4 protein-coding genes and 1 pseudogene are annotated in these 5,815 nt (G+C 68.5%); all 5 read right to left on the bottom strand.

From position 1 onward, the window contains the following. Positions 1-539 (bottom strand): annotated as a pseudogene (locus tag AC31A1_RS45445) (type VI secretion protein); the annotation flags it as partial. Positions 540-555: 16 nt separating this feature from the next. Next, positions 556-1,989 carry an ATP-binding protein gene (locus tag AC31A1_RS45440; RefSeq protein ID WP_366496558.1) on the bottom strand — a complete coding sequence of 478 codons (1,434 nt, stop codon included), beginning with the start codon at positions 1,987-1,989 and terminating at the stop codon, positions 556-558. 7 nt (positions 1,990-1,996) lie between these two features. Beyond that, on the bottom strand, positions 1,997-3,556 hold the full coding sequence (locus AC31A1_RS45435) for an SCO6880 family protein (protein WP_489658939.1): 1,560 nt from the start codon (positions 3,554-3,556) through the stop codon (positions 1,997-1,999). Then, complete coding sequence (locus tag AC31A1_RS45430; protein ID WP_489658938.1) at positions 3,553-4,872, bottom strand: hypothetical protein; 1,320 nt, start codon at positions 4,870-4,872, stop codon at positions 3,553-3,555. Before AC31A1_RS45430 ends, AC31A1_RS45435 begins: the two co-directional genes overlap by 4 nt. Beyond that, a complete protein-coding gene (locus AC31A1_RS45425) occupies positions 4,862-5,704 on the bottom strand; it encodes a DUF8175 domain-containg protein (protein ID WP_489658937.1) in 843 nt (280 codons plus the stop codon). The genes AC31A1_RS45430 and AC31A1_RS45425 overlap by 11 nt, the downstream gene beginning before the upstream one ends. Positions 5,705-5,815 lie beyond the last annotated feature (111 nt).

Here is a 5,815-nt window from a genome sequence, read left to right as displayed (position 1 = left end):
CCCACCCGTTGACCCTCGCCCGCCTGTTCACCGTTGGACAGAGAAGTTGAGGAGACCGATGCAGGCGCTGACTGTTCCAGGACGACCGTTGGCTGCGGCTGTTCTTGCGGTTCAGGGCGTTGGCTCGGTACCTCGTGGGGCTCCGGTGAGGGCGGGACCACCAGGCTCTTCGCTCGGGTCCTTGCCCTGACCGCACGCCATCTCGCCAGCGTGCCCATCACGAACACCGTCAGGACGACCAGGATCATCAACTGGCCGATGAACAGGCCCCAGAAGAGGCCGTAGCCGGAGAACTCGGCGGGTGGGGACTGGGGCCAGGCGCCGGTGATGTCGTGCGGCTGGGCGATCAGGTGGCGCATGGCCATCGGGGTGCGGGCGAAGGTCACACCGGTCGGCCAACTGCCCTTGGAGAACAGGGCGGCCAGGCCCGTGGCCGACCACACCAGCAGCGTCATGCCGATGAGGAACGCGAGCAGGCTCACCAACAGGCCGTCGGGGATGCCCCCTTGGCGCTCGCGTCCACCGTCGTCCGGTCTCATGTCATGCCACCGCCGTTCACGCCACCGTGGACTCGGAGGAGCCGTCGAGATCGCTCAACTGTTGTTCCATGAAGGCCGCCGCGCGTTCCTCGGCCTCCAACTCGGCGGCGCGCAGGGCATCGTCGGTCAGTTCCTGGTCGTGGTCGCGGGAGGACTGGGTCATCGCGCGGTCGGTGAAGACGAGGGGGCGTTCCGTCTCGGTGATCAGGTGTTTGACCACCTGGACGTTGCCGTTGACGTCCCAGACCGCGATGCCGGGGGTGAGGGTGGGGATGATCTCCACCGCCCAGCGTGGCAAGCCCAACACCCGCCCGGTTGCTCGGGCTTCGTCCGCCTTTTGGGCGTAGATCGTTCGCGTCGAGGCCATTTTGAGGATCGCTGCCGCTTCCTTTGCGGCGGCTCCGTCGACGACGTCCGACAGGTGGTGGACCACCGCCACGAACGACAGGCCCAACCGCCGGCCGAACTTCAGCAGGCGCTGGAAGAGTTGGGCCACGAAGGGGCTGTTGATGATGTGCCAGGCCTCCTCGACCAGGAAGATGCGCTTCTTCCGGTCGGGGCGGATCCAGGTGTGTTCCAGCCAGACGCCGACGATCGCCATCAGGATGGGCATGGCGATGGAGTTGCGGTCGATGTGGGACAGGTCGAAGACGATGAGCGGGGCGTCGAGGTCGATGCCCACCGTCGTCGGGCCGTCGAACATGCCGCGGAGGTCGCCGTCGACCAGACGGTCGATGACGAGGGCGACGTCCAGGCCCCACGCCCGTACGTCGTCTATGGCGACGTTCATCGCCTCGGCCGACTCCGGTTCGGGGTGGCGCAGTTGCTCGACGATGTCCATGAGGACCGGCTGGCGTTCGACGATCGTCTCGTTGACGTAGGCGTGCGCGACCTTGAGCGCGAAGCCGGAGCGTTCGTCGAGGCCGTGGCCCATCGCCACCTCGATGATCGTTCGGAGCAGGGCTAGTTGGCCTGTCGTCGTGATCGCCGGGTCCAGGGGGTTGAGGCGGATTCCCATGTCCAGGGCGGCAGTTGGGTCCAGGCGGATAGGAGTTATCCCCAACTCCTCCGCGATCAGGTTCCATTCACCGACGCCGTCCTCGCCCTGGGCGTCCAGGACGACCACCTGGCGGTCGCGGAAGCGGAGTTGGCGTAGGACGTACGTCTTCTCCAGGGCCGACTTGCCGTTGCCGGACTCGCCGAGCACCAGCCAGTGGGGGGCGGGGAGTTGCTGGCCGTAGAGCTGGAAGGGGTCGTAGATGTAGCCCTTGCCGGAGTAGACCTCGCGGCCGATGATGACGCCCGAGTCGCCCAACCCGGGGGCGGCCGTGGGGAGATAGACCGCCTGGGCCTGGCCCGTCGAGGTGCGGACGGGGAGGCGGGTGGACTCGATCTTTCCGAAGAGGAAGGACGTGAAGGCGTCGGTGAGGATGGACAGCGGATCCCGCATCTGAGTCCTACCTCCGGATGCCGGTGGCGAACGGCAGTGTGTTCACAAACGCGCGGTGGTGCTCGCGGTCACACCACTCCAGCTTCAGGTACGACTTGCCGGCGGACGCCCTTATCGTGCGCTTGTCGCGCGCGAGGGCCTCGGGGTTGCGGGAGGAGACGGTGATGTAGCCGACCAGGTTCACGCCGGCCGCGCCGCTCGCCAGGTCCTCGCCGCGCTGGTCCATGCGGCCGTGGGCGGCCACGTCACGGGGGTCGACGGTGCGGTTCATCTTGGCGGCGCGGGAGGCGTCGGCCTCGTCGTTCGTCTTCTCGGTCAGCATGCGCTCGATGGCGATCTCGGTGGGTTCGAGGTCCATCGTGACGGCGACCGTGCGGATCACGTCCGGGGTGTGGACGAGGAGGGGCGCCAGGAAGTTGACTCCTACCGGGGTCATCGGCCACTCCTTCACCCAGGCCGTGGCGTGGCACCACGGTTCGCGGGTCGACGACTCGCGGGTCTTCGCCTGGAGGAACGTCGGTTCCATGGCGTCGAGTTCGGCCGGCCAGGCGTTGCGCTTCGTCATCGCCTGGAGGTGGTCGATGGGGTGGTCCGGGTCGTACATGGAGTGGATGAGCGAGGCGAGCCGGCCCTGGCCGAGCGGCTGCCGTACGCGGATGTCCGCCTCCTGCAACCGCGAGCAGATGTCGGTGAGTTCACGCGCCATGACGACCGCGAGGCCGGCGTCCCGGTCCAGCTTGCGGCCTGCCTGGGGGCGGGCGGCGCGGGCCATCGCGTGGGCCTCGGCGGAGAGTTCGCGGTTGAAGTGCATGCAGGCGACGAGGTAGGCGCGGTGCTGCTCGCTGCTGGTGGACACCATCGACTGAAGTTGGTCGTACGAGTGCTGGAGCCAGGTCAGTGACTTCTCGTCGCCGCGCTGGGCGATGTCCTTGGCGTGTGCGTCCGGGTCGGCCGGCAGGGTGCGGGCGAGCATCTGGATGCGGGTGACGAAGCCGTCGCCGTTCGCCACGTGCTTGAGGAGCGTGCCGAAGCGGTCGACGAGGGCCTCCTGGTCCTCGCTGTCGCGCAGGCCGACGCCCGGGCCCTCGATCTCGATCGCCGCGGTGACCGTACGGCGGTCGGCGTGCAGCAGTACGGCGATCTCGTCGGGCCCGAAGGGGGCGGCCAGCCAGTTGATGCGGCCGATGCCGGGCGGCGGGCCGATCTCGACCTCGCGGCCGTCGAGGTGAACGCCGGCCTCCATGACGGAGGAGCGGTACGTCGTGCCGTTGCGCAGGGTTCGCTTGTAACTGCGGTTGATCTCGAACCACTTGTAGAACGTGCGGCGCTTGTACGGCACGTAGACCGCCATCAGCGCCAGCATCGGGAAGCCCGTCAGCAGCACGATGCGCAGGGACAGGACGGGGACGAGGAGTCCGCTCATCATGCCGAGGAACGCGCCCACGATGATGAGCGCGATCTCGCCGGTCTCGCGATTCTTGCCGACGATCGCGTTCGGCCGGGCCCGGCCGATGAGATATGTCCGGCGGGGCGTGATCGGATGGGACAGGTGGGACTCTGTCGTCAACGCCCTTCACCTCCCGTGCGGTTGTTGCGGGCGTTGCTGGCGTGCGGGGTGTTCGCCGGGCTCTGGCGGGGCGCGGGCGCGGCGGAGGGGACTGCTCCGCCGCCGTTCGACGGGCGGCTGCTGTGGGCCGCGACGCCGCCGGAGACCGGGTTGGAGGGGCGGGCGCCGCCGCCGGACGAGGACTGGCCGCCCCCGCCGTCGTTCGTGCGGGCGCTGTGGGTCTTGATGCCCTGGGCGACCATGGTGGCCGGGGAGCTGATGACCGCGGCGGCCTTGCCCTCGGCGCCCTGCATGATGCGGTTGTTGCGGCCGCCGGCGATCTCGTCGCCGAAGCCGGGGACGAAGCGGTAGATCATCGCGCTGGCGAAGATGGCGAGCAGGATGATCGCGAGGCCGGAGACGACGGCGGAGAACGAGTCCGGGCCGTCGGCGGTGGACAGCGCGCCGGCCAGGCCCAGCACGATCACGATGACCGGTTTGACCAGGATCACCGCGATCATGATGCCGGCCCAGCGGCGGACGTGGCCCCACAGGTTCTTGTCGACGAGGCCCGCGTAGACGACGGTGCCGAGGAGGGCGCCGACGTAGAGGAGGGCGGCGCGGATGACGAGCTCCAGCCAGAGGACGCCGGCGGCGAGGATGCTGACCAGGGAGACGACGATCAGCATGATCGGGCCGCCGCCGATGTTGTTGCCCTTGGCGAGGGCGCCGGAGAAGTTTCCGAAGAAGGTGTCCGTCTGGTTGCCGGTGGTTTTCGCGAGGACCTCTGTGATGCCGTCGGTGGCGGAGACGACGGTGTACAGGATCAGGGGGGTGAACGCGGAGGCGATGACCGTGAGCCAGAGGAAGCCGATGGCTTCGGAGATCGCGGTGGTGAGGGGGACGCCTCGGACCGCGCGCTTCGCTACCGCGAGGAGCCACAGGAGGAGCGTGAGGATCGTGGACGCGGCGAAGACGACGGCGTACTGCTGAAGGAACCTGGGGTTCGTGAAGTCGACGTTCGCGGTCTCTTTGACGGCGTCGCTGAGCTTGTCGATGGTCCAGGAGGCGGCTTCGGCGCAGCCCTTTCCGAGGGAGGAGAGGGGGTCGAGGGTGTCGGTGGTGCTGGGGGTTGTGGTGGAGCCGCTGACGGCGTTGCCGCGTTCGCAGTACTTCTTGGCGCCGCCGACGATGGCGGAGCAGTCGACGCTCGGGGACGCCGAGGGCGACGGACTGGGGGTCGCGGCCACGGCATGGGTGGCCAGCAGCACGAGGGACGTCTGTACGGCGGTCACGGCTCCGGCGAGCCGGAACACGCGTTGCGGGTTACCGGGCATACGTGAACCCTCCGTACTCGTCGATGGCCTTGCTGATCTCGTCCGAGGTGGCGGCCGTGTCGTCGCCGGGGACCGGGGCGGGGCCGTCTTTCTGGGAGTCCGTGGCGATCTTCCAGTCGCCGTTGGACCACTGGAGGTCGAAGGTCCAGGTCTTCCACGAGGTGGTGACGGGGTCGGTCGAGTTCTGCCCGGACATGCCGATGAGCCCCACGTACCAGACCGAGACCTTCGCGGCGCTGTCGCTGTACTGCTGGACGGTCGTTCCCACCGGGATCACGCGGGAGACGAACGTGCTGCCGGTCGGTGCTTTGCCGTTGGCGTCGAGGCCCAGCTTGCTGAGGAAGTCGGCCGAGTAGGCCTGGTCCATCGGGCCCGTCAGTTTGCTCGCGGCACCGGGCGTGTAGAGGGAGTTCACGAGCGAGTGCCGGATCTCCTTCTGGAACATGCCGGTCGAGCCCAGCGACACGGAGTAGTTCGCCGCCGCCGACTGCGCGCCTTGTTCGGTGCGCGCGAAGCCCGACGGAATCCCCCCGGTCTTCGTCTCCACCGGCTTCGTCCCGCTGGCCGCCGTGGAGGCGGTGTCCGGCTTCGAACCGTTCGATGTGGTGCCGTCGTTCGACGACGACGTGCCGTCGCCGCGGTTGGCGAAGGCGATCGCGGCGATGAGGAGGACGACGACTCCGACGACCGTCACCAGGCTTTTCGAGGAGGACGGTCTGCCGCCGCGGCGGGCGCCGCCGTAGACGTCGCCTGTTCCCTGGGGGTAGCGGGTGCGGGTCTGGCCGGTGCCGCCGTAACCGCCGGAGGTCTCGTGCTCGTCTCCGGGACTCATGCCGGGTACGCCCCTTCGCCGTCGTCCAGAAACACCTGGAAGTACGACGGTAGCCGTGCTGGTTCCCGCGCGGGCGCGGAGTGGTGACTCGACATCAGGGAAACGCAACCT

This window comes from Streptomyces sp. P5F9 (genome assembly GCF_057961495.1).
This window is presented reverse-complemented; position numbering and strand designations above follow the sequence as displayed.

Excerpts from the sequence above, each read along its gene's own strand:
- AC31A1_RS45440 (WP_366496558.1), bottom strand. The coding sequence starts at position 1,989 with ATGCGGGATCCGCTGTCCATCCTCACCGACGCCTTCACGTCCTTCCTC.
- AC31A1_RS45430 (WP_489658938.1), bottom strand. The coding sequence starts at position 4,872 with ATGCCCGGTAACCCGCAACGCGTGTTCCGGCTCGCCGGAGCCGTGACC.
- AC31A1_RS45425 (WP_489658937.1), bottom strand. The coding sequence starts at position 5,704 with ATGAGTCCCGGAGACGAGCACGAGACCTCCGGCGGTTACGGCGGCACC.